Source organism: Nocardia sp. BSTN01, from assembly GCF_015354405.1.
Classification (GTDB): domain Bacteria; phylum Actinomycetota; class Actinomycetes; order Mycobacteriales; family Mycobacteriaceae; genus Nocardia.
The window spans coordinates 1-22,728 of sequence record NZ_JADKYP010000017.1 but is presented as its reverse complement, the minus strand read 5'-3'; the positions used below and the strand labels follow the sequence as shown (position 1 = coordinate 22,728).

The following is a 22,728-nucleotide window of genomic DNA, read 5'->3' as shown; positions in this document are numbered from 1 at the left end:
AGAGTCACCCGACTGCCGCGTTTGCCATCGCATAGCCTGAGCGGGTCGATTCCGGACACGGTGGCACTTGCGAGGCGATCGATCACGCTCGGCGGAGCCCCGGCCGCACCGGTGATCGACGGTTGGCGCGAAGTCGAGGAGGTCGGAGTCCGTGGCGGTGCTGGTCCCGCGTGAACGTCCGAAGCGGTGGTCGCTCGACGACATCGTCGTCACCGATCCGCCGATCATCCGCCGGGCGATCGGCGCGGCGAGTATCGGCAACATCACCGAGTGGTACGACTTCGGCGTCTACGCGTATTTCGAGCCGACCATCAAGGACGTGTTCTTTTCCCATCTCGGGGACACCGCGGGCACCATCGCCACATTCGGCCTCTTCGCGGTGGCGTTCCTCGTGCGCCCCTTCGGCGGCATGTTCTTCGGCCCGCTGGCCGACCGCATCGGCCGCAACAAGGTGCTCGCCACCACGATGATCCTCATGGCGGCCGGCACGTTCGCCATCGGCTGTATTCCGGATCAGAACACGATCGGGATCTGGGCGCCGATGTTGTTGCTGTGCGCGCGGTTGCTGCAGGGTTTCTCGACCGGCGGCGAATACGGCAACGCCATGACCTTCATCGCCGAGTACGCACCCGACCGGCGGCGCGGATTCCTCGGCAGCTGGCTGGAATTCGGCACTTTCACCGGATATCTGCTGGGCGCCTTGGTCGTCACGCTCGCCGACGCCACCCTCACCGACGACCAGCTACTGTCGTGGGGCTGGCGGCTGCCGTTCTTCGTCGCCCTGCCGCTCGGCGCGGTCGGCGTCTATCTGCGGATGCGACTGGCCGACACCCCCGCCTTCGCCGCCCTGGAGAAGGAATCCGAGGACCGGGAGAAGGCGAACAAGACCGGCGACGAGGCCAAGATCCTGGCCCGGCTGTGGCCGTACGTGCTGGTCTGCATGGGTCTGGTCGTCGTGTGGAACGTCACCAACTACATGCTGACCTCCTATATGCCGACCTACGTCACCTCGACCGTGCCCGACAGCACCGGCGGCGGTGTGTCCTCCTCGGCATCGCAGTGGCTGCAGATCGCGGTGATGGCCATCGCGCTGCTGACCATCCCGGTGATCGGCCTGATCTCGGACCGGGTCGGCCGCAAACCGATCATCTGGACCGGCGTCATCGCCCTGGTGGTGCTGGCGTTTCCGATGATCCTGCTGGTACGCACCGACAACGCGTTCGCCGTCTTCCTGGGCCTGCTCATGATGGGCCTGACCCTCATCTGCTTCAGCGCGACCATGCCCTCCACCCTGCCGTCGCTGTTCCCGACGAAGGTGCGCGGCGCGGGGCTGTCGGTGTCGTTCAACGTGGCGGTCTCGCTGTTCGCCGGCACCACGTCGGTGGTGGTCGGCGCGCTCGTCGGCGCGACCGGCGACCTGAACTGGCCGGCGTACTACCTGATCATCGCCGGGCTGGTGGGCGGAGTCTCGGTGTATTTCCTGCAGGAGCCCAACGGCAGGCATATGTGGGGGTCGGCGCCGGCCGCGCGGTCCGAGGAAGAGGCGCGGGAACTGATCGGATCGCAGGGCGAACCGGCGTCGTGAGCGCCGTCACGGCGGAGAGTCGCTCGCCGGAGCGGGTTCGCCATCGCTTAGCCTGAGCGGGGCACGTGGCGGAAGGACGGTACATGGCGACGATCGAAGAGGCGCTGGAGATCGAGCGGCTCGAGCGGGACATCTTCCGCGGCGCGATCACCAAGTCCCAGCTGGCGCGCACATTCGGCGGCCAGGTTGCCGGGCAGGCGCTGGTCTCGGCGGTGCGCACCGTCGAACCGCGCTTCGAGGTGCATTCGCTGCACGGGTACTTCCTGCGCCCCGGCAATCCCGCCGAGCAGACCGTGTACCTGGTGGAACGCATCCGCGAGGGCCGCTCGTTCTGCACCCGCCGGGTCACCGGCGTGCAGGACGGCGAGGCGATCTTCACCATGTCGGCCTCCTTCCACGTCGGCGACGAGGGCCCCGAACATCAGGACATGATGCCGGAAGTCCCACTGCCGCAAGATATTTCGGACGAGCGCGCGTCGATGAGTCCGGAACGGCTGTGGCTGATGCGGGAATGGGAGCACTGGGACATCCGGCTGGTGCCGCAGGACGCGGTCGTCCGTCGCAACGGCCTGGCCTCCCAGCAGCAGGTCTGGTTCCGCTACCGCCACCCGCTGCCCGACGATCCGCTGTTCCACGTCTGCACCCTCGCCTACATGAGCGATATGACCCTGCTCGGTTCGTCGAAGGTCACCCACCGCGACGAGCCGACCCAGGACGCGTCGCTGGACCACGCGATGTGGTTCCTGCGTCCCTTCCGCGCCGACGAATGGCTGCTCTACGACCAGAATTCCCCGTCCGCGGGGTACGGCCGCGCGCTCACCAGCGGGCGGATCTTCAACCAGCGCGGACAATTCGTCGCGCAGGTCGTGCAGGAAGGGCTCATCCGCACACTGCGCCCGTAGGTGAGCGGCGCCACAACCGCCACGGCCGCAGGCCACGACCGCACCGCGCGACTCGTATGCTCGTGCCGTGAAACCGACCATTGGCGTGCTGGCACTGCAGGGTGACGTGCGTGAGCACTTCCACGCGCTGGCCGCGTGCGATGCCGAACCGGTGAGTGTGCGACGGGAATCGGAACTGGAGTCCGTCGACGCGCTCGTGCTGCCGGGTGGCGAATCCACCGCGATCAGCAAACTGCTCGAGGTGTTCGGGTTGCTGGAACCGCTGCGGGCACGGCTGCGCGCGGGCATGCCGGCGTTCGGCTCCTGTGCCGGAATGATCCTGCTGGCCTCGGAGGTGCTCGACACCCGCCCCGACGCCCAGTCGCTGTCGGGCATCGATATGACGGTGCGGCGCAACGCCTTCGGACGTCAGGTGGATTCGTTCGAGACCGATCTCGACTTCACCGGCCTCGACGATCCGATCCGCGCGGTGTTCATCCGGGCGCCCTGGGTGGAACGCGTGGGCGCCGGTGTCGAGGTGCTGGCCCGCGTCCCGCACCGGCCACGGCCGGGCACCGTGGTCGCCGAGGGACCGTCGGTGGGTGACCCGCAGGAGGCGGCGGGCCGGATCGTCGCGGTCCGGCAGGGCTCGGTCATCGCGACCTCCTTCCATCCCGAGGTGACCGGAGATCTGCGCGTGCACCGCCTGTTCGTCGACTCGGTCCGGGCCGCGGTGGGCGCCGGTACCTGATCGTTCGCCGTGCACCCCGGCCGGGCGGTGGCGAACCGGGCAGTAGACTGCACAGCGATCGCCGGAACGCAGATCGCGAATCTGCCCGGGCCTCGAGCACATCGACCTGAAGGAAGTAGGGAATGAGCGGCCACTCCAAATGGGCCACCACCAAGCACAAGAAGGCCGTGATCGATGCCAAGCGCGGCAAGATGTTCGCGAAACTCATCAAGAACATCGAGGTCGCGGCGCGCACCGGCGGTGGTGATCCTGGCGGAAACCCGACTCTCTACGACGCCATCCAGAAGGCGAAGAAGTCGTCGGTTCCCAACGACAACATCGAGCGCGCCCGCAAGCGCGGCGGTGGTGAAGAGGCCGGCGGCGCCGACTGGCAGACCATCATGTACGAGGGCTACGGGCCCAATGGTGTTGCGGTGCTGATCGAATGCCTCACCGACAACCGCAATCGCGCCGCCGGTGAGGTGCGCGTGGCCATGACCCGCAACGGCGGCAATATGGCCGATCCCGGTTCGGTCGCCTACCTGTTCCACCGCAAGGGCGTGGTCACGCTGGAGAAGAACGGGCTCAGCGAGGACGACGTGCTGACCGCGGTGCTCGACGCCGGCGCCGAGGAGGTCAACGACCTCGGTGATTCGTTCGAGATCATCAGCGATCCCAGCGACCTGATCGCCGTGCGCACCGCGCTGCAGGAAGCCGGAATCGATTACGACTCCGCCGAATCCGGCTTCCAGCCCTCGGTGTCGGTCGCGGTCGACGCCGACGGCGCCCGCAAGGTGTTCAAACTCGTCGACGCGCTCGAGGACAGCGACGACGTGCAGAACGTATACACCAACGTCGACGTCTCCGACGAGGTCCTCGCCGAACTCGACGACTGATCCGTACCGCCGCGGGCCGCTGCCGGATACTCCGGCGGCGGCCCGCGACGTGTATCAGGTGTGCACGGGCAGCCCGAGCCGCGCCGACACCCAGGGCAGCGACGAGGTGAACGCGGCCGCCGCGAACTGCCAGGTGTGCCCGCCCGCAGTGGTGTGGATGGTGCACTCGATGCCGACCGCGCGGCCCTGACCGCACAGTTTCTCGGCGGCGCCCACCTCGCCGCTGTCCATGACGCCGTCCTGGCCGCCGACGCCGATGCGGCTCTCGTCGACCTGCGGCATGTGGACGTGGCCGCCACCGGGGTTCTTACCGGTGTGGTCCTGGCGATGCGGCGGCGTCAGATCGTCGAACAACCCGGCGACATCGGTGTAGGGGCCGTGCTTCGCCATCACGGTCAGGGGGTCGAAGCGGTCGTAGGCGGCCCCGTCGCCGCCGTAGAGCCGCGCGATCGTCTGCTCCCTGGTGCCGGAGGTCGGGCCGAGATCGCCGGCGATATCGACGAAGGTGTGGAACAGCTCCGGATGCATCACGGTCAGATCGGTGGCGCAGGTGCCGCCCATCGACCAGCCGATCACCGCCCACTTCGCCGGATCGGCGGAGACACGGAAATGCGAATTCACATACGGCACGACGTCTTTCGTGAGGTGGTCGGCGGCGGCGCCGCGCGGGCCGTCGACGCATTCGGTGTCGTTGTTGAAGCTGCCCGAGGAGTCGACGAAGACGAGGACCGGGGCGCTGCCGTTGTTCGCGGCGGTGAACGCGTCGATGGCGGGCATGATCTGGCCGCTGCGCAACCAGTCGGCGGGGGTGTTGAATTCGCCGCCGATCATCATCACGGCCGGCAGGGCGGGCGGGGTGGGCCCGGCGAACCAGGCCGGCGGCAGGTAGACGTATTCGGTGCGGTGCTTGAATCCGCTGGCGGCGTCGCCGGTGTCGATCGGCACCACCACGCCGTGGGCGGGATGGGTGTCGCGCATCGCGGCCAGTTCGTCCTGATCGGTCTGGTGGGGCAGTGGTCCGGCGGTCAGCGCACTCCACGCCGACTGCACGCTGGGGTAGTAGCCCACCCACTGGTTGAGTACCACCGCCGAGCTGGCGATCGCGAAGGGCACCGCGACGATCGCGGCGGTGCGGTGCCACCAGCGCGCACCCGGCCAGCCGACGACCACCAGGGCGATCGCGGCGACGGCCGCGCCCACGCAGATCCACAGCCGCATCGGAGCGGGATCGGAGGCCAGGCCTTCGTTGTTCATCACGGTGCGGGCGGCGAAGGCGGCCACCACACCGAGGGCGACGCAGATCGGGACCCGGATCAGCCACCACCGCCGGCCCCAGCGCGCGATCGCGATCACCAGCAGGACGGCGGCGACGATCTCGATGGTCAGTGGCAGCCAGCCGTGCAGCAGCGAGACGCCGTGATGAAAACCGTTGTAGGGGTTCAGTTTCGCCGAGGGCAGTTGCGGTGGCGGGGGTGGCGCCACCGCGGTGGCGGCGGCCGGTGCGGGCGCGGCGGGGGCGGTCGGCGCGGGCGTCGGCACATCCATGGGCGCTGGGAACACGGCGTAATTGTCGGTGGCGTTCCTCGAGAAACCCTGTGAACTCGCTCGGAGTCCGGTACGGCCGGGAGTGGCGTAGTCCGGCGCCGTGTGAGCCCGGCGCGGGCACAATGGGCCATATGGCCGAGATCGTGCTGGTGCGCGGGGATATCACCGAACAGGACGTGGACGCCGTGGTCAATGCCGCCAACTCCCGGTTGCTGGGTGGCGGCGGTGTCGACGGTGCGATCCATCGCAGGGGCGGACCCGACATCCTGGCCGCCTGCAAGCAGTTGCGGGCGACGACCTATCCGGACGGGCTGCCCACCGGCGCGGCCGTGGCGACGACGGCCGGCAACCTGCCCGCCCGCTGGGTGATCCACACCGTCGGCCCGGTCTGGGCGGCGAAGCACGACCGCTCCGGTCTGCTGGCCTCCTGCTATCGCGAATCCTTGCGTGTCGCAGAGGAATTGGGCGCGCGCACGATCGCCTTCCCGGCGATTTCCACCGGTGTCTACGGCTGGCCCCTCGACGACGGCGCCCGGATCGCCCTCGAGACCGTCCGGGCTGCCCGCACCGGTGCCACCGAGGTCCGTTTCGTCCTGTTCGACGCGACCGCGCATCGGATCTTCGAATCCGCGCTGGCCGCACCGGAATAGGCGGGTTCGCCACCCCGCGGTCCGCGGGCTCGCCGTGCTCGGGCTCCGTGTCGGTGGCCGCCGGTGCGGGGGCTCTCGGTTAGACTTCGAACAATTGTTCGCGACTCGACAGGGGTGCATTTTCGTGCGGGTGATGGGTGTCGACCCCGGGCTCACCCGGTGCGGCCTGAGCATCGTCGAGGGCGGGCTGGGGCGTCAGGTCACCGCGCTCGACGTCGACGTGGTGCGCACACCGGCCGATATGGATCTCGCGCAGCGGCTACTGGGCGTCGCCGACGCCGCCGAGCACTGGATGGACACTCATCGGCCCGAAGCGGTCGCGATCGAGCGGGTCTTCTCCCAGCACAACGTCCGCACCGCGATGGGCACCGCGCAGGCCGGCGGGGTGATCGCGCTCGCGGCGGCGCGTCGCGGCATCCCCGTCGCCTTCCACACCCCGAGCCAGGTCAAGGCCGCGGTGACCGGCAACGGCTCGGCGGACAAGGCTCAGGTGACCGCCATGGTGACCCGCATCCTAGGCTTGCAGACGGCGCCGAAACCGGCCGATGCGGCCGACGCCCTGGCGCTGGCGATCTGCCACTGCTGGCGGGCGCCGATGCTGGAGCGGATGGCGAAGGCGGAGGCCCAGGCCGAACAGGCGCGGCGCAGATACGCCGAAAGGCTTGCCCAGCAACGAAAGGCGGTGACCAGGTGATCGCGTCGGTGCGCGGTGAGGTGCTGGAGATCGGTCTCGACCACGCGGTGCTGGAAGCCGCGGGTATCGGTTACCGGCTCAACGCCACCCCCTCCACGCTGGCCGGTCTCACCCGCGGCGACGAGGCCCGCCTCTACACCGCGATGATCGTGCGCGAGGATTCGATGACGCTGTACGGCTTCGCCGACACCGAGGCGCGCGATCTGTTCGGGCTGCTGCAGACCGTATCCGGTGTCGGTCCCCGGCTGGCGATGGCGGTGCTGGCGGTGCTCGAGCCCGAGGCGCTGCGAAAAGCGTTGGCGGAGAGCAATGTCGCGGCCCTGACGCGAGTGCCGGGGATCGGAAAGCGCGGTGCCGAGCGCATGGTGGTCGAACTGCGCGACAAGGTGAATCTGGTTCCCGTGCAGTCCGCACCGCCGGGCGCGGCGCCCGCCCCGGTCGTCACCCCGGTACGTGATCAGGTCGTGGAGGCGCTGACCGGTCTCGGCTTCCCGGTGAAGCAGGCCGAGCCGGCCGTCGACGGCGTCCTCGCCGAACAACCCGAGCTGGGGACCTCGCAGGCGCTGCGGGCCGCGCTGGCGATCCTCGGCCGGAATCGGTGACGCCGATGCACGACGACGAATTCCCTTCCGGCGCCGACGAAGTCGACACCGGCGCGGACGGCGGCGAATCCGCGGTCAGCGCGAACTATCTGACCTCCGACGGTGATATCGAGGCCGGGCTGCGCCCCAAATCCCTGGACGACTTCATCGGCCAGCCTCGGGTGCGCGAACAGCTGGCCCTGGTGTTGCGTGGTGCGACCCAGCGCGGCGGCACCCCCGATCACGTCCTGCTGTCCGGCCCGCCCGGACTGGGCAAGACCAGTATGGCGATGATCATCGCCGGCGAGCTCGGTACCGCACTGCGCATCACGTCCGGCCCGGCCCTGGAACGCGCCGGTGACCTGGCCGCGATGCTCAGCAATCTGGTCGAGGGCGATGTGCTGTTCATCGACGAGATCCACCGCATGGCCCGCCCGGCCGAGGAGATGCTGTATCTGGCGATGGAGGATTTCCGGGTCGACGTCGTGGTCGGCAAGGGGCCGGGAGCGACCTCGATTCCACTGGAGATCGCGCCGTTCACGCTGGTCGGCGCCACCACGCGCTCGGGCGCGCTGACCGGCCCGCTGCGCGACCGCTTCGGTTTCACCGGCCACATGGACTTCTACGAGCCCGAGGAACTGCAACGCATCCTGGAGCGCTCGGCGGCGATCCTCGGCGTGCGCATCGAATCCGACGCGGCGGCCGAGATCGCCGGTCGCTCCCGGGGGACGCCCCGCATCGCGAACCGGCTGTTGCGCCGGGTGCGTGACTACGCCGAGGTGCGGGCCGACGGCCTGGTCACCCGGGACATCGCCAAGGCCGCGCTGGCGGTCTACGACGTGGACTCGCTGGGATTGGATCGGCTCGACCGCGCGGTCCTCGGTGCGCTGGTCCGCGGCTTCGGCGGCGGACCGGTCGGGGTGTCGACGCTGGCGGTGGCCGTGGGGGAGGAGGCCGCCACCGTCGAGGAGGTGTGCGAACCCTTCCTGGTCCGCGCCGGGATGGTGGCACGGACCCCGCGCGGGCGGGTCGCCACCGCCGCCGCCTGGGAACATCTGGGCCTGGTGCCGCCGCCGGATCTGGTCTTCGGGTCCATCGAGGTCCGGGGTCGCGAAGCGCAGCCCACGCTCGACCTGTTCGACTGATCGGGTTCGGCACGGCCGTGCGGCGGCGTCAGCTCACCAGCGCCGCGACCGCGTCCACGAAGGCATCCACCTCGCCCGAGTGATAGGCCCGCACTCCCGCCCCGGCCCTGCCGAATTCGGGTCTGATCGCCGCGGCGTCCCATCCCGTGGCGGCCTGTGCCAGCAACGCCGCCACGCGCTCGCGGAACGCGTCGACCTCGTCGGCGACATATCCGCTCCGCCCCAGCGGCGGGGCCGAAAACCGTAGCCGGGAGACGTATTCCGGCGAGGGCGGCCACGCAACCTGCGGCCGGGCCGGTCCGTAGCGCGCGAATTCCAGCTCCACACAGGCGCGATCGAGGAATGCGTCCACCTCGTCGCGGTCGTAGTCGCGGCGGCCGGGTGCGGCCAGGCCGAATTCGTGCCCGCGAATGGCGGCCGCACTCAGCGCGGCCCGGCCCGCGAAGGCATCGGCGAGGGCGGCGCAGAACGCGTCGACCTCGGCGGGGTCGTAGCCGCGGTGCCCGATCGGGGCTCGCCCGAATCGGATCCCTCGCACATACTCCGGCGTCACCCGCACATTGTTACTACACCGCTCAGCCGGCGCGCACCCCGTCGATCAACAGTCGCGGAATCGCCTGGGCCAGTCCCGCGGTCGACTCCGGATCGGGATCGCGCAGTCCGTGCACGATGGCCGCCAGCAACATGCCGGTCACCGCCTTGGCCGTATTGGCGGCGTCGAGATCGGCACGCAGATAGCCGAGTTCCACCCCGTGTTCGAGATATCCCGTGGTCAGCGCGTCGGCGGTGTCGAGCAGGCCGTAGAGCCGCATCGTCAACTCCGGATCGATACCGGTCGCCTGGAACAGCAGCAACTGCGCGACCCGCCGGTCCTCGAGGAAGATCCGGTGCAGCGCCACCCCGATCCGGTCCAGCTGATGCCGGTAGTCATCGAGCGAGGTCGCCGCGTCGGGCGCGTTCTCGGTTCCGAGCGCCTCGATGATCCGGGCGGCCAGATCGTCGATCACGTGATCGATGATGTCGCGCTTGTTCTCGAAATAGCGATAGAACGTCCCGTGCCCGATTCCCAGGGCCGTGGCGATATCGGCGATTCCGGTGGCGTGATAGCCCTTGTCGGCGAAGCAGGCGAAGGCGGTGTCGATGATCTGTTGCCGCAGTTCGGCCTTGCGTCGCTCCAGATGTGTGGATGGCTTCGGCACGGAGCCGATGATACGGTGTTCCGCAACGGAATGATGTGTCATTCCGTATCGGATACGTCAGGTAACAGGGAGGTTCGGCGTGGCACCTCAGTACGACGCCGTGGTGGTCGGTGCGGGATTCGGCGGTATGGGGGCCGGAATTCAGCTGGATCGTCTCGGTCTGAAGAATTTCGTGATCCTCGAACGGGAGGACGGCCTCGGCGGCACCTGGCACGTCAACCACTATCCGGGCCTGGCGGTCGACATCGCCTCGGTGACCTACTCCTATTCGTTCGCACCGAATCCGCACTGGTCGCGATTGTTCGCTCCCGGCGCCGAACTCAAGAAGTACGCCGAGCACATCGCCGACACCTACGATCTGCGCCGCCGGATGCGGTTCAACCAGGTCGTCGGCGGTGCCCGCTGGGATGCCGAACACGCGCACTGGGTGGTCTCGGTCGAGGGCGGCCAGACGCTCACCGCTCGCTATCTGCTCACCGCGACCGGCTTCCTGTCCCAGCCCTACACCCCGCCGTTCCCGGGGATCGACAGCTTCGCGGGCAAGATCATCCACACCACCGCCTGGGAGGACGATTTCGACCTGACCGGCCGCCGCGCCGCGGTCATCGGCACCGGCGCCACCGCCGTGCAACTCGTGCCGGAAGCCGCGAAGAAGGTCGCGGAACTGACCGTATTCCAGCGCACCCCGATCTGGGTCGTGCCGAAGGTCGACACCGCCATCCCGAAGCCGGTCCAGCAGCTGTTCGAGAAGCTGCCGCTGACTCAGAAGGCGGCCCGGCTGGTCAACACCGGCGCGCTGGAACTGCTGATGGTCTCCGGCGTCCTGCACTACAAGCAGGCCCGATTCGGCAACAAGGGCGCCGCGCTGCTGGCGAAGGCGCATCTGCGGGCCCAGGTGCGCGACAAGCAGACGCGCGACAAGCTGACCCCGCACTACGACTTCGGCTGCAAGCGGCCCACCTTCTCCAACACCTACTTCAAGACCTTCAACGAACCGCACGTGCGGCTCGAGACCAATGCGATCGACCATGTCGAGGCCGACGGCATCGTGACCGCGGACGGCCGCAAGACCGAGATCGACACCCTGATCCTGGCGACCGGCTTCAATCTCTGGGATGTGAACTTCCCGGCCGTCGAGATCATCGGCCGCGACGGGGTGAATCTCGGAAAGTTCTGGCGCGACAACCGTTTCCAGGCCTACGAGGGCATCACGGTGCCGAAGTTCCCCAACTTCTTCAGCCTCAACAGCCCCTACTCCTACAGCGGTCTGTCCTACTTCACCACCATCGAGGCGCAGATGAAGCATATGGACCGGCTGCTGCGCGAGGCCCGTCGGCGCGGTGAGCAGGTCTTCGAGGTGCGCGAAGAGGCCAACGCGCGATTCCTGGACTACGTGACCGAGAAGCTCGGCTCGTCGGTGTTCTACGCCGGCGATTGCTCGACCGCCCGCAGCTACTACTTCAACCAGCACGGCGAGGCCGCGCTGCTGCGCCCGAACAGTACGATCACCACCCACCGCGAAGCGGTGAACTTCCCGCTCGACGACTACGTCTACGGCGCGCCCGCCGCCTGAGACACCGCCGCGGCGGGGTTCGCGCCGGTGTGGCGCACCCCGCCGCGCACACCGCGGGTGTGGCGATATTCCAGGTTGCTGGCAGACTGTGTGGGTACAGCCCATCCGACCCACCAAACTAGGACCGACTACGACGATGGCGAACCTGCTGTTTCCGCTGCTACTGGTAGTTCTGCTCGTACCGATGTTTCTCGGTGTCCGCCGCCAGAAGCGCGAAGCGCAGAAGGTCGCCGATATGCAGGAGAACGTGAAGGTCGGTGACCAGGTCACCACCACCTCCGGCCTCTACGGCACCGTGGTCGACCTCGACGAGGAGACCGTCGACCTGGAGATCGCCGAGGATGTGGTGACCACCTGGCTGCGCGCCGCCATCCGCGACGTGCGCCCCACCGGGGACGCCGCCGACTCCGTCGAGGCGGATTCCGCCGCGGACGAGTCGGAGGACGAGGCGATCGCCGGTACGACGGTGGAGGGTGCTGCCGCCAACGGAACCAACGGATCGGCTGGCGCGAACGGCTCGGCGGCCAACGGTTCCTCCCCGGTGTCCGGTGCGGAGGAATCCGTCGAGGACACCGCAGCCCGGCTGCGCAAAGACTGACCCGCTTCCGCCGTCGCAGGCTCACCGCCGCGACGGCGGTGCGGCGTGTCCGTGGGCCCGCGTCCGCCGGTGCTCCGTGTTCGCAGGTCATGCCGCAATTCCGGCCGCCACCCTCACCGCCTAGGAGATATGTACTGTGCCACCTTCCAAGGGAACGGGGCATCCGCTGCGGCTGCTCGGCGTCTACGCCGTGCTGCTCGCGGTGATCTACGCGTTGGTGTTCTTCACCGGTGACAAATCGCCGGAACCCAAGCTGGGTATCGACCTGCAGGGCGGAACCCAGGTCACGCTGACCCCGCGCACGCCCGACGGCGGTAAGCCCAGCAAGGACAGCCTCAAGCAGGCGCAGCAGATCATCGAATCCCGGGTCAACGGCCTCGGTGTGGCCGGTTCCGAGGTCGTGATCGACGGCAACAACCTGGTCATCACCGTGCCCGGCAACGACGGGCAGCAGGCGAAGTCGCTGGCCACCACCGCCAAGCTGTACATCCGCCCGGTGGTCGGCCAGCCGCTCCCGGTGGGGCCCGACGGCAAGATCCAGTCCGGTGGCGAGACCGCCCCCGGCGCGGAGCAGCCCGGCACCCCGCCGGCGAACACTCCGGAGCCGGCTCCGGGTGCGGGTCAGCAGGCCCCCACGCCGGGTGCGTCGTCCGGTACCGAGCCCAAGCCGTCGAACGAATCCGGCACCGCCTCGGGGACGGCCTCCTCGGGTGAGACGTCCGGTACCGGCGAATCCTCGGGCACGACCGCGCAGAACCGGGTCTTCCCGGCTCCGGCGCAGGCTCCGACGACGCCGGCCCCCGCTCCGACTCCGTCTCCGGAGTCCGGTGCGCCGAATCCGGCGCTGACGCCGCAGCAGCAGGCCAAGCAGGAGATCGACGCGGCGCGGGCGCTGCGGCAGAGCACCGACCCGCAGGTTCAGCAGCTGGCGGCTCAGCAGATGGACTGCCACAAGCCCGACCCGCTGGCCGGTAACGACGATCCGAAGCTGCCGCTGGTGACCTGCTCGTCGGACGGCAACGAGGTGTATCTGCTGGCCCCGATGCGCATCGACGGCCAGGACATCAAGGACGCGAGCTCGTCGCTGAACCAGCAGTCGCAGTGGGCGGTCGATCTGACGTTCAAGAACGCCGACGCCTGGGCCGACCTCACCAAGGAATACCTGCAGAAGCAGGTGGCCTTCACCCTCGACTCGAAGGTGATCAGCGCGCCGGTCGTGCAGCAGGGACCGCAGCTCGGCGGCACCACCCAGATCACCGGTCAGTTCAACGCCTCCACCGCCAAGGAACTCGCCAACTCGCTGAAGTACGGTTCGCTGCCGCTGTCGTTCGAGGTGTCGGAAGCGTCCACGGTGTCGGCGACGCTGGGCCTGGCCTCACTGCACGCCGGTTTGATCGCCGGTGCGATCGGTCTGATCGCGGTGTTGCTGTACTGCCTGCTCTACTACCGGATGCTCGGCTTCCTCGCCGGATTCTCGCTGGTGGCCTCGGGCGTGGCGGTGTACGGCATCATCGTGCTGCTCGGCAGGTGGATCAACTTCACCCTCGACCTGGCCGGTATCGCCGGTTTGATCATCGGTATCGGTATGACCGCGGACTCGTTCGTCGTGTTCTTCGAACGCATCAAGGACGAGATGCGCGAGGGCCGCAGTTTCCGCTCCGCCGTCCCGCGCGGCTGGGCTCGCGCGCAGCGGACCAACCTCTCCGGTAAGACCGTCAGCCTCATCGCCTCGGTGGTGCTCTACATCCTGGCGGCCGGTCAGGTGAAGGGCTTCGCGTTCACCCTCGGCCTCACCACCGTGCTCGACGTGGTCGTCCTCTACCTGGTGACCTCGCCGCTGATGATGCTGGCCTCGCGCTCGCCGTTCTGGGCGAAGCCGTCGGTCAACGGTCTGGGCGCGGTGCAGCAGCTCGCGCGGGAACGCAAGGCGGCCGGCACTCTCGTAGGGACGGGGGCACGATGAGCGACAATCGCAGTCAGGTGTTGGAGGAACCACTCGTGGACGAGTCGCTGCCCGCCGCGGACGCACCGAAGCACGGATTCTTCGAACGCCTCTACACCGGCACCGGCGGCTTCCAGATCGTCGGCCGCCGCAAGTTGTACTACGGCATCGCCGCGGTGCTGGTCCTGATCGCGGTGCTGAGCATCGCGGTGCGCGGCTTCACCCTCGGTATCGATTTCGCCGGCGGTACGAAGATCCAGATCCCGGCGACCAGCGGTATGAGCACGACCTCGGTCGAGGACACCTACTCGCAGGCGCTGGGACACAGTCCGGTGACCGTGCAGAAGGTCGGTTCGGGTTCCTCGGCCTCCTTCGAGATCCGTTCCGAGACACTGGATTCCGCGCAGCAGGACAAGATCGCGGATGCGCTGTTCACGAAGTACCACCCGAAGGATTCCAGCGGTACGGCCAGCCGCAGCGTCATCAGCGTCACCGAGATCAGCGAGACCTGGGGTGGGCAGATCACCCGCAAGGCGCTCATCGCGCTGGTGGTGTTCGTCCTGTTGACGATGATCTACATCGCGATCCGATTCGAACGCGATATGTCGATCGCCGCGATCGCCTCGCTGTTCTTCAACATGATCGTCACCGCCGGCATCTATTCGATCGTCGGCTTCGAGGTCACGCCCGCCGCGGTGATCGGCCTGCTGACCATCCTGGGATATGTGCTCTACGACAACGTCGTGGTGTTCGACAAGGTCGAGGAGAACACCCGCGGGGTCCTGCATCTGACCCGGCGCACCTACGGTGAACAGGCCAACCTCGCCGCCAATCAGACGCTGATGCGTTCGATCAACACCACGGTGATCGGCATCCTGCCCATCGTCGGCATGCTGGTGATCGCGGTCTGGCTGCTCGGTGTGGGCACGCTGAAGGATCTCGCGCTGGTGCAGCTGGTCGGCATGATCGTCGGCGCCTACTCGTCGATCTTCTTCGCCGTGCCGCTGCTGGTGTCGATCAAGGAGCGCTTCGGCCCGGTGGCCGCGCACACCCGCAAGGTCCTCGCCAAGCGTGCCGCCGGCGATTCCGGCCGCACGGGTGAGACGCCGGCCCGTCGCGCCGCCGGTGCCCCGGTGGCCACCCGTACCCGCGCCAGCGGTTCCGCCGCACCGAGACCCGGTGCCCGGCCCACCGGGAAGCGGCACAAGAGAACCCACTGATGAGGCGAAGGGGGTCGGATCGCGTGCGGCGGACGCTCCGGCGGACATTCGGTGTGATCGCGGCCGGTGCACTGCTCACCGGCGGGATCGCGGGTTGTTCCAGCAAGAACCAGGTGCCGTCCATCGGATATGCGGTCGACGCGGTGCCGGCCACCTACAACGGTGGGAGTTCGGCCGGTGTCGCGGGCGGTTCCGCGGCGCTGTTCTCCCGCGTGCTGACCGGGTTCTTCTACACCGGTCCGGACGGCCAGCCCGTCGCCGACACCGATGTCGGCACCGCCAACGAGGTGGCCGGCGAGGCGCAGACCGTCCGGTACCGGCTCAATCGCGACGCGGTCTACTCCGACGGGGTGCCCACCTCGTGCGACGACCTGGTGCTCGAATGGGCCGCGCGCAGCGGGCGGTTCACCAAACCCGGCCCGGGCGGCGCGATTCCGTTGTTCGACGCCGCCTCCACCACCGGCTATTCCGATATCGAGCGGGTCGAATGCCAGCCCGGCTCCAAGGACGCCACCGTGGTGTTCCGTCCCGATCATCACTTCCTGGCCTGGCAGACGCTGTTCAACGCCGGTGATCTGATGCCGGCGCACATCGCCGCCAAGGCCGCGGGTGTGCCGAATGTGGTGGCGGCGGTGCAGTCCGGCGACCCGGCCGCCCTGGACCGGCTGGCGCAGTTCTGGAACACCGGCTGGAATCTGAAATCCGGTGACATCAACGCCGACGTGTTGCCGTCGTCGGGGCCGTACCGCATCGAGTCCTACAGCGACGGCGACGGTTTGGTGCTGGTGAAGAACGAGAAGTGGTGGGGCAACAAACCCGCCACGCCCCGCATCGTGGTGTGGCCCAAGAACGCCGATGTGAAGAAGAAGATCTCCGACAACTCCGTCGAGGTGGTCGACATCGGGGCGGGCTCGGTGAAAGACCTGAGCCTGAACAAGTTCTCGGTGAATCAGGAACCGGGCCGCGGCGCCGAGCAGTTGGTGCTGTCCACCGCGGGTGTCTTCGCCTCCGCCGACGCCCGGCGCGCGTTCGCGCTGTGTGTCCCGCGGCAGGCGTTGTTCGACACACTCGGGCATCCGGGTTTCGACAACAAATCCGGCCTGGGCTCCGGCCCGCTGAATTCCCGTACGGTACAAGCTGATTCGGTGTACTACCCGGCGATCACGGGACCCGCGGACAAATATCGCACGGGTGACGCGCCGGGTGCGCAGCGGGCTCTCACGGCAGCCGGGGTGAGCAATCCCACGATCCGGATCGGCTATCGCAGCCCCGACGACCGCCGTGCCCGCACCGTCGCGATGATCGGGGATGCCTGCAAGGCGGCGGGTGTGACCGTGGTCGACGCCGGTGCGGCGGACTTCACGCCCGCGTACCTGGGCGCCGGCAAGGTGGACGCCGTCCTCGGCGGCACGGCGGCGGCCGTGGGCCCGGCCGGTTCGCTGCCGGGGATCGAGGCGACCGCGGCGCTGCGCACCGGTCAGGGTGTGAATTTCGGGCGCTTCGGCAACGGGCGTTACGATGCGATCGCGGATCAGCTTGCGGCGGACGACAATTCGGTGACGGTGTTGAATCTCGACACCGAGGCCGAGAATCTGCTGTGGAACGAGATGCCGTCGATCCCGCTGTTCAACACGCCTCGGACCGTCGCGTTCGGGAAGGGCCTGGAGAACGGGGTCGCGAGCCCCACCAAGGCCGGTGCGGGCTGGAATATGGACCGCTGGGTGTTGCGGCGGTGAGCGTCCTCGGACGCTGGATGAGGGAGCGGGTGTAGATGAGTAAGCACACGATGGTGGAAACGGCCGAAACCGCGGAGGAGAAGGTCGCGCGGACCGCCGAGGTGGTCGGGCGACTGACGCGCTGGCACGACGATTTCCCCACCCCCGGTGTGCGTTTCGCGGACCTGACCCCGGTGTTCGCCGATGCCGAGGGCTTCCACGCGGTGATCGAATGCCTGGCCGCCTGCGCCCCCGACGCCGATCTGGTGGCCGGCGTGGACGCGCGCGGATTCCTGCTGGGCGCCGGTGTGGCGGCGCTGCTCGGCACCGGTGTGGTGGCGGTGCGCAAGGGCGGCAAACTGCCGCCGCCGGTGCTCTCCCGTGAGTACACCCTCGAATACGGGTCGGCCGCATTGGAGATTCCGGCCGACGGCATCGACCTCACCGGCCGCAAGGTGTTGCTGCTCGACGACGTTCTCGCCACCGGTGGCACACTGGCCGCCGCGGCGGAACTGTTCCGCACCGCCGGGGCGCAGGTGGTCGCGGCCGCGGTGGTACTCGAGATCGGTGAACTCGGCGGGCGCGCTCGCCAGGGCGACTATGCGCTGACCTCCATCGTGCAGGTGTGAGTCGCGTGTCGGTTGTGGGGCGCGCGCGAGGATCGTTATGCTGACGTGCGGCAAGGGGGCCCGATGAACGACCGACGGACGATCGCATGAACGAGTACCGCAGTGCGCGCGACAGTGCCGGAACCGGACACGCCGACCGGTGGTGGCGATGAGCCGCAGCCGGCGCACCCGCATCGGGGCAGCGCTCGCGGGCGCGGTGGGCGTCGCGTTCGTCGTCGGCGCCGCGACCGCCGCGGCTACTCCTTCGGTGGCGCTGCGCGGCGGCGCCACCGTCACGGCCCGGGTCACGGGGGAGAAAGCCGGGCAGACCTGCCGTATCACAGGTTCGGATATCAATATGCCGTGGCGTACGGTCGGTGCCGACGGTTCGGTGGAACTGGACAGCGGACCGGTTCCGTCGGGGCGGCACAACGCTCGCGTCGTCTGCCGGGATCCGCGCACGGGCGCGGCATCACAGCATGCGGTGGGTAAGGAAGAGGACGTCTTCACCGGGCATTGGGCTCCGGCCTTCGAATTCCTCCACCATCATCGGATGGAATTCCTTACCCCGCACGAACGCTGATACCTTCCGACGCCGAGTCGATCCACTTCCGCGGCACTAGATCCGCGCCAGCAGGCGGGCGATGATCCCGGTTACGACGAGCCAGAACACCGCCGCCAGACCGTAATTGATGATGACGTCCCAATCGTGGGAGCCGGTGTTGAACAGGCCCGGGAAGAACAACGCCAGCGGTTCGGCCAACCCCTTGATGAAGGTGAAGAACCGGTTGGTCTGGTTGGCGTCGAAGATCTGCAGCAGGATGTAGACGATCTCGATCAGTGCGAGGACACCGCCGACCGTGCTGACGATCGCCGCCAGCCCACCCGTGCGGTTTGTCCCATAGGTTCTATATCTGTACATGTCGGCCGAATACCCGCCTGACGGCGTTGAACGCAGCCGATTTTGTCCAGAGGTCTGGACCGCCTCGGAAATGTGAGCGCTGCTCTTGACAGTGGGGTACCGGTGCGCGATGATTGAGTCATCGAAGAGAGCACCGCTCACAAAAGCGAGGAGTAGTCATGAACGCCACCCGGTACATCGCCCCCACCGGTATCGACCCGATCATGAACCGGATGTTCAACGTCCTGCCGAAATGGGGCATCAGCGTGATGGGGTCCCGGCTGCTGGCCGTGCGCGGACGCACCTCCGGGGAGTGGCGGACCACGATGGTCAACGTCCTGCAGGATGCGGACGGGACCCGGTATCTGGTCGCTCCGCGCGGTCGCACCCAGTGGGTTCGCAACATCCGCGTCGCAGGCGGCGGGGAGCTGCGGCTCGGGCGCAGGACCGAGGCGTTCAGGGTGACCGAGGTCGCCGACGCCGACAAGGTGCCGGTGCTGCGGCTGTACCTGAAGAAGTGGGGCTGGGAGGTCGGCAAATTCTTCGAGGGCGTGACCGCCGATGCCACCGACGCCGAACTCACCGCCATCGCGCCCGGCTTCCCCGTCTTCCGGATCGACTGAACCGCAACGACTTCCGTGGCCGGTGACAGATATCACCGGCACCGTGATCTTGCGGCTCCTTCGCCGGTTCGCTAGAGTTGCCGAGTCTTGTTTCCGTTGATCGGAGTCGTGCCGTTGCTCTTCTGAGGTAGCCATCGCGTGGCCCGCACTTCTGCGCGCCATTCCCGCCGCCCTCAGGAGCACGTATATGTCTATTTCGACGATTTCGTTGTCCGATCTCACCTTCGCCTGGCCCGACGGCACCCCGGTGTTCGACGGTCTCGACGCTGTGCTCGGACCCGGCCACATCGGTCTGGTGGGCAGTAACGGCGCGGGAAAGTCCACCCTGTTGCGGCTGATCACCGGGGAATTACGCCCGGTCCGCGGTTCGGTGACGGTCGCCGGGCGGCTCGGATATCTGCGCCAGGACCTCGGGTTGGCCGCAGGTCAGCGCGTCGATGCCGTCCTCGGTATCGGCGGCGTGCGGGCCGCGCTGCATCGCATCGAATCCGGTGCGGGGACCGACGCCGATTTCGACCGGGTCGGAAACCGCTGGGATGTCGAGGAATCGGCGATCGCGCTGCTCAGCCGGCTGGGTCTGAACTACCTGGCCGACGATGTGGCACAACTGGATCGGCGCCTGGAGACCCTGTCCGGTGGCGAGACGGTACTGCTCGGACTGGTGGCCGAACTGCTGCGCGAGCCCGACGTGCTGTTGCTCGACGAACCCACCAACAATCTGGATTCCGCTGCCCGCCAACGGCTTTACGACGTGGTCGAGGGCTTCGCCGGTACCGTGCTGACCGTCAGCCACGACCGCGAACTGTTGCTGCGGGTCACCACCGTCGCCGAACTGCGCCGCGGTGAGATCCGCACGTTCGGCGGGAATTTCGACGATTACGAGCAGATCGTCGAGGCCGAACAGGAGGCCGCTCGCGCGGCGATCCGCGATGCCCGCCGCGATGTGCGCAAACAGTCGCGCGAACTGGTCGAGGCCAGAATCAAATTGGACCGGCGCGAGCGCTACGGACAGAAGATGTGGGACACCAAACGTGAACCGAAGATCGTGATGGCCGAGCGCAAACGGCAGGCGCAGGTGTCGGCCGGCAAACTGCGCAACAATCACATCGCCAAGGTGGAGGAGGCCAGATCGACCCTGGAACAGGCCCAGGATCTGCTGCGCGACGATCGTGAGATCCGCGTCGATCTGCCCGGAACCAGGCTGTATCCCGGGCAGGACGTGGTGGCCATGGACGGGGTGCGGCTGGCCAACGGGCCGGTGGTCACGCTGCGGGTGAGCGGTCCCGAACGCATCGCGCTCACCGGGCGCAACGGTGCCGGCAAGACCACCCTCCTGCATCGGATCGTCGCGGAACCGCCGAAGGTGCCGTGGCGGCTGCTGCCGCAGCGGCTCGACATCTTCGACGAGCGGTCGTCGGTCTTCGACAACGTGTCCGCCGCCGCGCCGCACGCCGGCGCCGAACGGATTCGCGCGCAGTTGGCGCGCTTCCTGTTCCGCGGCGGCGACGCCGATGTGGCGGCGGGCGCGCTCTCGGGTGGCGAGCGGTTGCGGGCCGCGCTGGCGATGCTGCTGCTCGCCGAACCGGCACCGAAACTGCTGCTGCTCGACGAGCCCACCAACAACCTGGACCTGCCCAGTCTCCGCCATCTCACCGAGGCGCTGACCAGCTTCGAGGGGGCGCTGATCGTGGTCAGCCACGACCCGCGCTTCCTCGACGAGATCGGCGTCACCCGCCGGCTGGAACTCACCCCGGACGGGTTGGTGGATGAATCGGGCTCCGGAACCGGTTGAACGAACGGGTGCGTCGAGCCGGACCGGTGCACCCATGGGAAAACTCCTACTAAAGTGGGTGTTCTGGGCTGTTGAAGCGGTCGGCTAGGGTGTGGCGATCGAGGCGTGAGAGGTGGTGGCATGACTCAGCATCTGGAGAAGGCGAATGCCGGGAATTCGGCAGCCGGTGATGCCGCGCCGGCTGCCGCACCGGCGACCCCGCCGGCCGCCCCCGCCGCGCCGCGTCCCGCGGCGCCGAAGTCCGGCGCCGACCGAGGCGCTCAGCCATCGGGCTCGTCCCCGTCCCCGCGCAACATGCCGATGAAGCAGCCGGGCACACCGGCCGCGGTGCCGAGTTCGGCCTCGCGGCGGGTGCGGGCCCGGCTGGCCCGCCGGATGACCGGGCAGCGGGGTATCGCCGCGGTCAAGCCGGTGCTGGAGCCGCTGGCGACCGTGCACCGGGAGCTGTATCCCAAGGCGAATCTGCAGTTGCTGCAGCGCGCCTTCGACGTGGCCGACGAGAAGCACTCCCACCAGTTCCGCAAGTCCGGCGACCCGTACATCACCCACCCGCTGGCGGTGGCCAACATCCTGGCCGAGCTGGGGATGGACACCACCACGCTGGTGGCCGCCCTGCTGCACGACACCGTCGAGGACACCGGCTATTCGCTGGACGAGCTGACCGCGGATTTCGGATCCGAGGTGGCCCATCTCGTCGATGGCGTGACCAAGCTGGACAAGGTCAACCTGGGCGCGGCCGCGGAGGCCGAGACCATCCGCAAGATGATCATCGCGATGGCCCGCGATCCGAGGGTGCTGGTGATCAAGGTCGCCGACCGGCTGCACAATATGCGCACGATGCGCTTCCTGCCGCCGGAGAAGCAGGCGAAGAAGGCGCGCGAGACGCTGGAAGTCATTGCGCCACTGGCGCATCGACTCGGTATGGCCACGGTCAAATGGGAGCTCGAGGATCTGGCGTTCGCGATCCTGCACCCGAAGAAGTACGACGAGATCGTGCGGCTGGTGGCCGACCGCGCCCCGTCTCGCGACACCTATCTGGCGCGGGTGCGAGCCGAGATCGTGAACACCTTGGCGGCGAGCCGGATCAACGCGATCGTCGAGGGCCGGCCCAAGCATTACTGGTCGATCTATCAGAAGATGATCGTCAAGGGTAAGGATTTCGACGACATCCACGACCTGGTCGGCATCCGGATCCTGTGCGACGAGGTGCGGGATTGCTACGCCGCGGTCGGTGTGGTGCATTCGCTGTGGCAGCCGATGGCGGGGCGGTTCAAGGACTACATCGCGCAGCCGCGCTACGGCGTGTACCAGTCGCTGCACACCACGGTGGTAGGCCCGGACGGCAAACCACTGGAGGTGCAGATCCGCACCCAGGACATGCACCGCACCGCCGAATTCGGCATCGCCGCGCACTGGCGCTACAAGGAGACCAAGGGTAAACATTCCGGCGACGCCGCCGAGGTCGACGATATGGCCTGGATGCGGCAGCTGCTGGACTGGCAGCGGGAGGCCGCGGACCCCGCGGAGTTCCTGGAGTCGCTGCGGTTCGACCTGAAATCCCCGGAGATCTTCGTGTTCACGCCGAAGGGCGATGTGATCACGCTGCCGCAGGAGTCGACTCCGGTCGACTTCGCCTACGCCGTCCATACCGAGGTCGGCCACCGCTGCATCGGCGCGCGGGTCAACGGCCGGTTGGTGGCGCTGGAACGGCAGCTGGAGAACGGTGAGGTCGTCGAGATCTTCACCTCGAAGGCTCAGAACGCCGGTCCGAGCCGGGACTGGCAGAACTTCGTGGTGTCGCCGCGGGCGAAGGCCAAGATCCGGCAGTGGTTCGCCAAGGAACGCCGCGA

22 protein-coding genes are annotated in these 22,728 nt (G+C 68.1%); 18 read left to right on the top strand and 4 right to left on the bottom strand.

What is annotated here, in order from left to right:
• Positions 1-151: 151 nt before the first annotated feature.
• The 4 genes from IRT45_RS16185 to IRT45_RS16170 all read left to right on the top strand — a co-directional run bounded on the left by IRT45_RS16185 (position 152) and on the right by IRT45_RS16170 (position 4,092).
• Positions 152-1,585, top strand: coding sequence for an MFS transporter (locus tag IRT45_RS16185; RefSeq protein ID WP_194806681.1), 1,434 nt, complete (start codon positions 152-154; stop codon positions 1,583-1,585).
• A gap of 83 nt (positions 1,586-1,668) precedes the next feature.
• The gene (locus IRT45_RS16180; RefSeq protein ID WP_194806680.1) at positions 1,669-2,487 is read left to right on the top strand and encodes an acyl-CoA thioesterase II; all 819 of its coding nucleotides are present in this window, start codon (positions 1,669-1,671) and stop codon (positions 2,485-2,487) included.
• A gap of 67 nt (positions 2,488-2,554) precedes the next feature.
• Positions 2,555-3,217, top strand: a complete 663-nt coding sequence (gene pdxT, locus IRT45_RS16175) for a pyridoxal 5'-phosphate synthase glutaminase subunit PdxT (protein ID WP_194806679.1) — start codon at positions 2,555-2,557, stop codon at positions 3,215-3,217.
• 122 nt (positions 3,218-3,339) lie between these two features.
• Positions 3,340-4,092, top strand: coding sequence for a YebC/PmpR family DNA-binding transcriptional regulator (locus tag IRT45_RS16170; protein WP_036502880.1), 753 nt, complete (start codon positions 3,340-3,342; stop codon positions 4,090-4,092).
• 54 nt (positions 4,093-4,146) lie between these two features.
• Here the strand turns inward: IRT45_RS16170 and IRT45_RS16165 are convergent, their stop codons facing one another.
• The gene (locus IRT45_RS16165; protein ID WP_375540109.1) at positions 4,147-5,631 is read right to left on the bottom strand and encodes an alpha/beta hydrolase; all 1,485 of its coding nucleotides are present in this window, start codon (positions 5,629-5,631) and stop codon (positions 4,147-4,149) included.
• A 137-nt stretch (positions 5,632-5,768) separates the two neighbouring features.
• Here IRT45_RS16165 and IRT45_RS16160 point away from each other — a divergent pair, with 137 nt between their 5' ends.
• From IRT45_RS16160 to ruvB, 4 genes are all read left to right on the top strand, one after another.
• On the top strand, positions 5,769-6,287 hold the full coding sequence (locus IRT45_RS16160) for an O-acetyl-ADP-ribose deacetylase (protein ID WP_194806678.1): 519 nt from the start codon (positions 5,769-5,771) through the stop codon (positions 6,285-6,287).
• A gap of 124 nt (positions 6,288-6,411) precedes the next feature.
• Positions 6,412-6,981: a crossover junction endodeoxyribonuclease RuvC gene (gene ruvC, locus IRT45_RS16155; protein WP_030513910.1), complete on the top strand. Its 570-nt coding sequence runs from the start codon at positions 6,412-6,414 to the stop codon at positions 6,979-6,981.
• Complete coding sequence (gene ruvA / locus IRT45_RS16150; RefSeq protein ID WP_194806677.1) at positions 6,978-7,583, top strand: Holliday junction branch migration protein RuvA; 606 nt, start codon at positions 6,978-6,980, stop codon at positions 7,581-7,583. Before ruvC ends, ruvA begins: the two co-directional genes overlap by 4 nt.
• A gap of 5 nt (positions 7,584-7,588) precedes the next feature.
• Positions 7,589-8,707: a Holliday junction branch migration DNA helicase RuvB gene (gene ruvB / locus IRT45_RS16145; RefSeq protein ID WP_194806676.1), complete on the top strand. Its 1,119-nt coding sequence runs from the start codon at positions 7,589-7,591 to the stop codon at positions 8,705-8,707.
• A gap of 28 nt (positions 8,708-8,735) precedes the next feature.
• Here ruvB and IRT45_RS16140 read toward each other — a convergent pair whose 3' ends face one another.
• Together IRT45_RS16140 and IRT45_RS16135 are read right to left on the bottom strand one after the other, a co-directional pair.
• Entirely contained in the window at positions 8,736-9,260 is a 525-nt protein-coding gene (locus IRT45_RS16140) for a DivIVA domain-containing protein (protein WP_194806675.1), read from the bottom strand.
• A 22-nt stretch (positions 9,261-9,282) separates the two neighbouring features.
• Complete coding sequence (locus IRT45_RS16135; RefSeq protein ID WP_375540108.1) at positions 9,283-9,915, bottom strand: TetR/AcrR family transcriptional regulator; 633 nt, start codon at positions 9,913-9,915, stop codon at positions 9,283-9,285.
• Between the two features lie 70 nt (positions 9,916-9,985).
• Here IRT45_RS16135 and IRT45_RS16130 point away from each other — a divergent pair, with 70 nt between their 5' ends.
• The 7 genes from IRT45_RS16130 (at position 9,986) to IRT45_RS16100 (ending at position 18,145) form a co-directional block, all read left to right on the top strand.
• Complete coding sequence (locus tag IRT45_RS16130) at positions 9,986-11,479, top strand: NAD(P)/FAD-dependent oxidoreductase (protein WP_194806673.1); 1,494 nt, start codon at positions 9,986-9,988, stop codon at positions 11,477-11,479.
• A 136-nt stretch (positions 11,480-11,615) separates the two neighbouring features.
• Complete coding sequence (gene yajC / locus IRT45_RS37770) at positions 11,616-12,077, top strand: preprotein translocase subunit YajC (protein WP_194806672.1); 462 nt, start codon at positions 11,616-11,618, stop codon at positions 12,075-12,077.
• 136 nt (positions 12,078-12,213) lie between these two features.
• Positions 12,214-14,040 (top strand): protein translocase subunit SecD, encoded by a 1,827-nt coding sequence (gene secD, locus IRT45_RS16120; protein WP_194806671.1) that lies wholly within the window; start codon positions 12,214-12,216, stop codon positions 14,038-14,040.
• Entirely contained in the window at positions 14,037-15,239 is a 1,203-nt protein-coding gene (gene secF, locus IRT45_RS16115; protein ID WP_194806670.1) for a protein translocase subunit SecF, read from the top strand. Before secD ends, secF begins: the two co-directional genes overlap by 4 nt.
• Positions 15,239-16,975: an ABC transporter substrate-binding protein gene (locus IRT45_RS16110; protein ID WP_194806669.1), complete on the top strand. Its 1,737-nt coding sequence runs from the start codon at positions 15,239-15,241 to the stop codon at positions 16,973-16,975. The genes secF and IRT45_RS16110 overlap by 1 nt, the downstream gene beginning before the upstream one ends.
• 50 nt (positions 16,976-17,025) lie before the next feature.
• Positions 17,026-17,583, top strand: a complete 558-nt coding sequence (locus IRT45_RS16105; RefSeq protein WP_375540107.1) for an adenine phosphoribosyltransferase — start codon at positions 17,026-17,028, stop codon at positions 17,581-17,583.
• Positions 17,584-17,731: 148 nt separating this feature from the next.
• Positions 17,732-18,145 (top strand): hypothetical protein, encoded by a 414-nt coding sequence (locus IRT45_RS16100; protein WP_194806668.1) that lies wholly within the window; start codon positions 17,732-17,734, stop codon positions 18,143-18,145.
• 36 nt (positions 18,146-18,181) lie between these two features.
• On the opposite strand, the gene IRT45_RS16095 is transcribed toward IRT45_RS16100, so the two are convergent.
• Positions 18,182-18,484 (bottom strand): hypothetical protein, encoded by a 303-nt coding sequence (locus tag IRT45_RS16095; protein ID WP_194806667.1) that lies wholly within the window; start codon positions 18,482-18,484, stop codon positions 18,182-18,184.
• Between the two features lie 158 nt (positions 18,485-18,642).
• Between IRT45_RS16095 and IRT45_RS16090 the strand changes: the two genes are divergently transcribed.
• The 3 genes from IRT45_RS16090 to IRT45_RS16080 all read left to right on the top strand — a co-directional run.
• Positions 18,643-19,086: a nitroreductase/quinone reductase family protein gene (locus IRT45_RS16090; RefSeq protein WP_194806666.1), complete on the top strand. Its 444-nt coding sequence runs from the start codon at positions 18,643-18,645 to the stop codon at positions 19,084-19,086.
• A 187-nt stretch (positions 19,087-19,273) separates the two neighbouring features.
• The gene (locus tag IRT45_RS16085) at positions 19,274-20,878 is read left to right on the top strand and encodes an ABC-F family ATP-binding cassette domain-containing protein (RefSeq protein WP_194806665.1); all 1,605 of its coding nucleotides are present in this window, start codon (positions 19,274-19,276) and stop codon (positions 20,876-20,878) included.
• Between the two features lie 120 nt (positions 20,879-20,998).
• Positions 20,999-22,728 (top strand): RelA/SpoT family protein (locus IRT45_RS16080; RefSeq protein ID WP_194806664.1); only part of this gene is annotated, 1,730 nt, incomplete at its 3' end.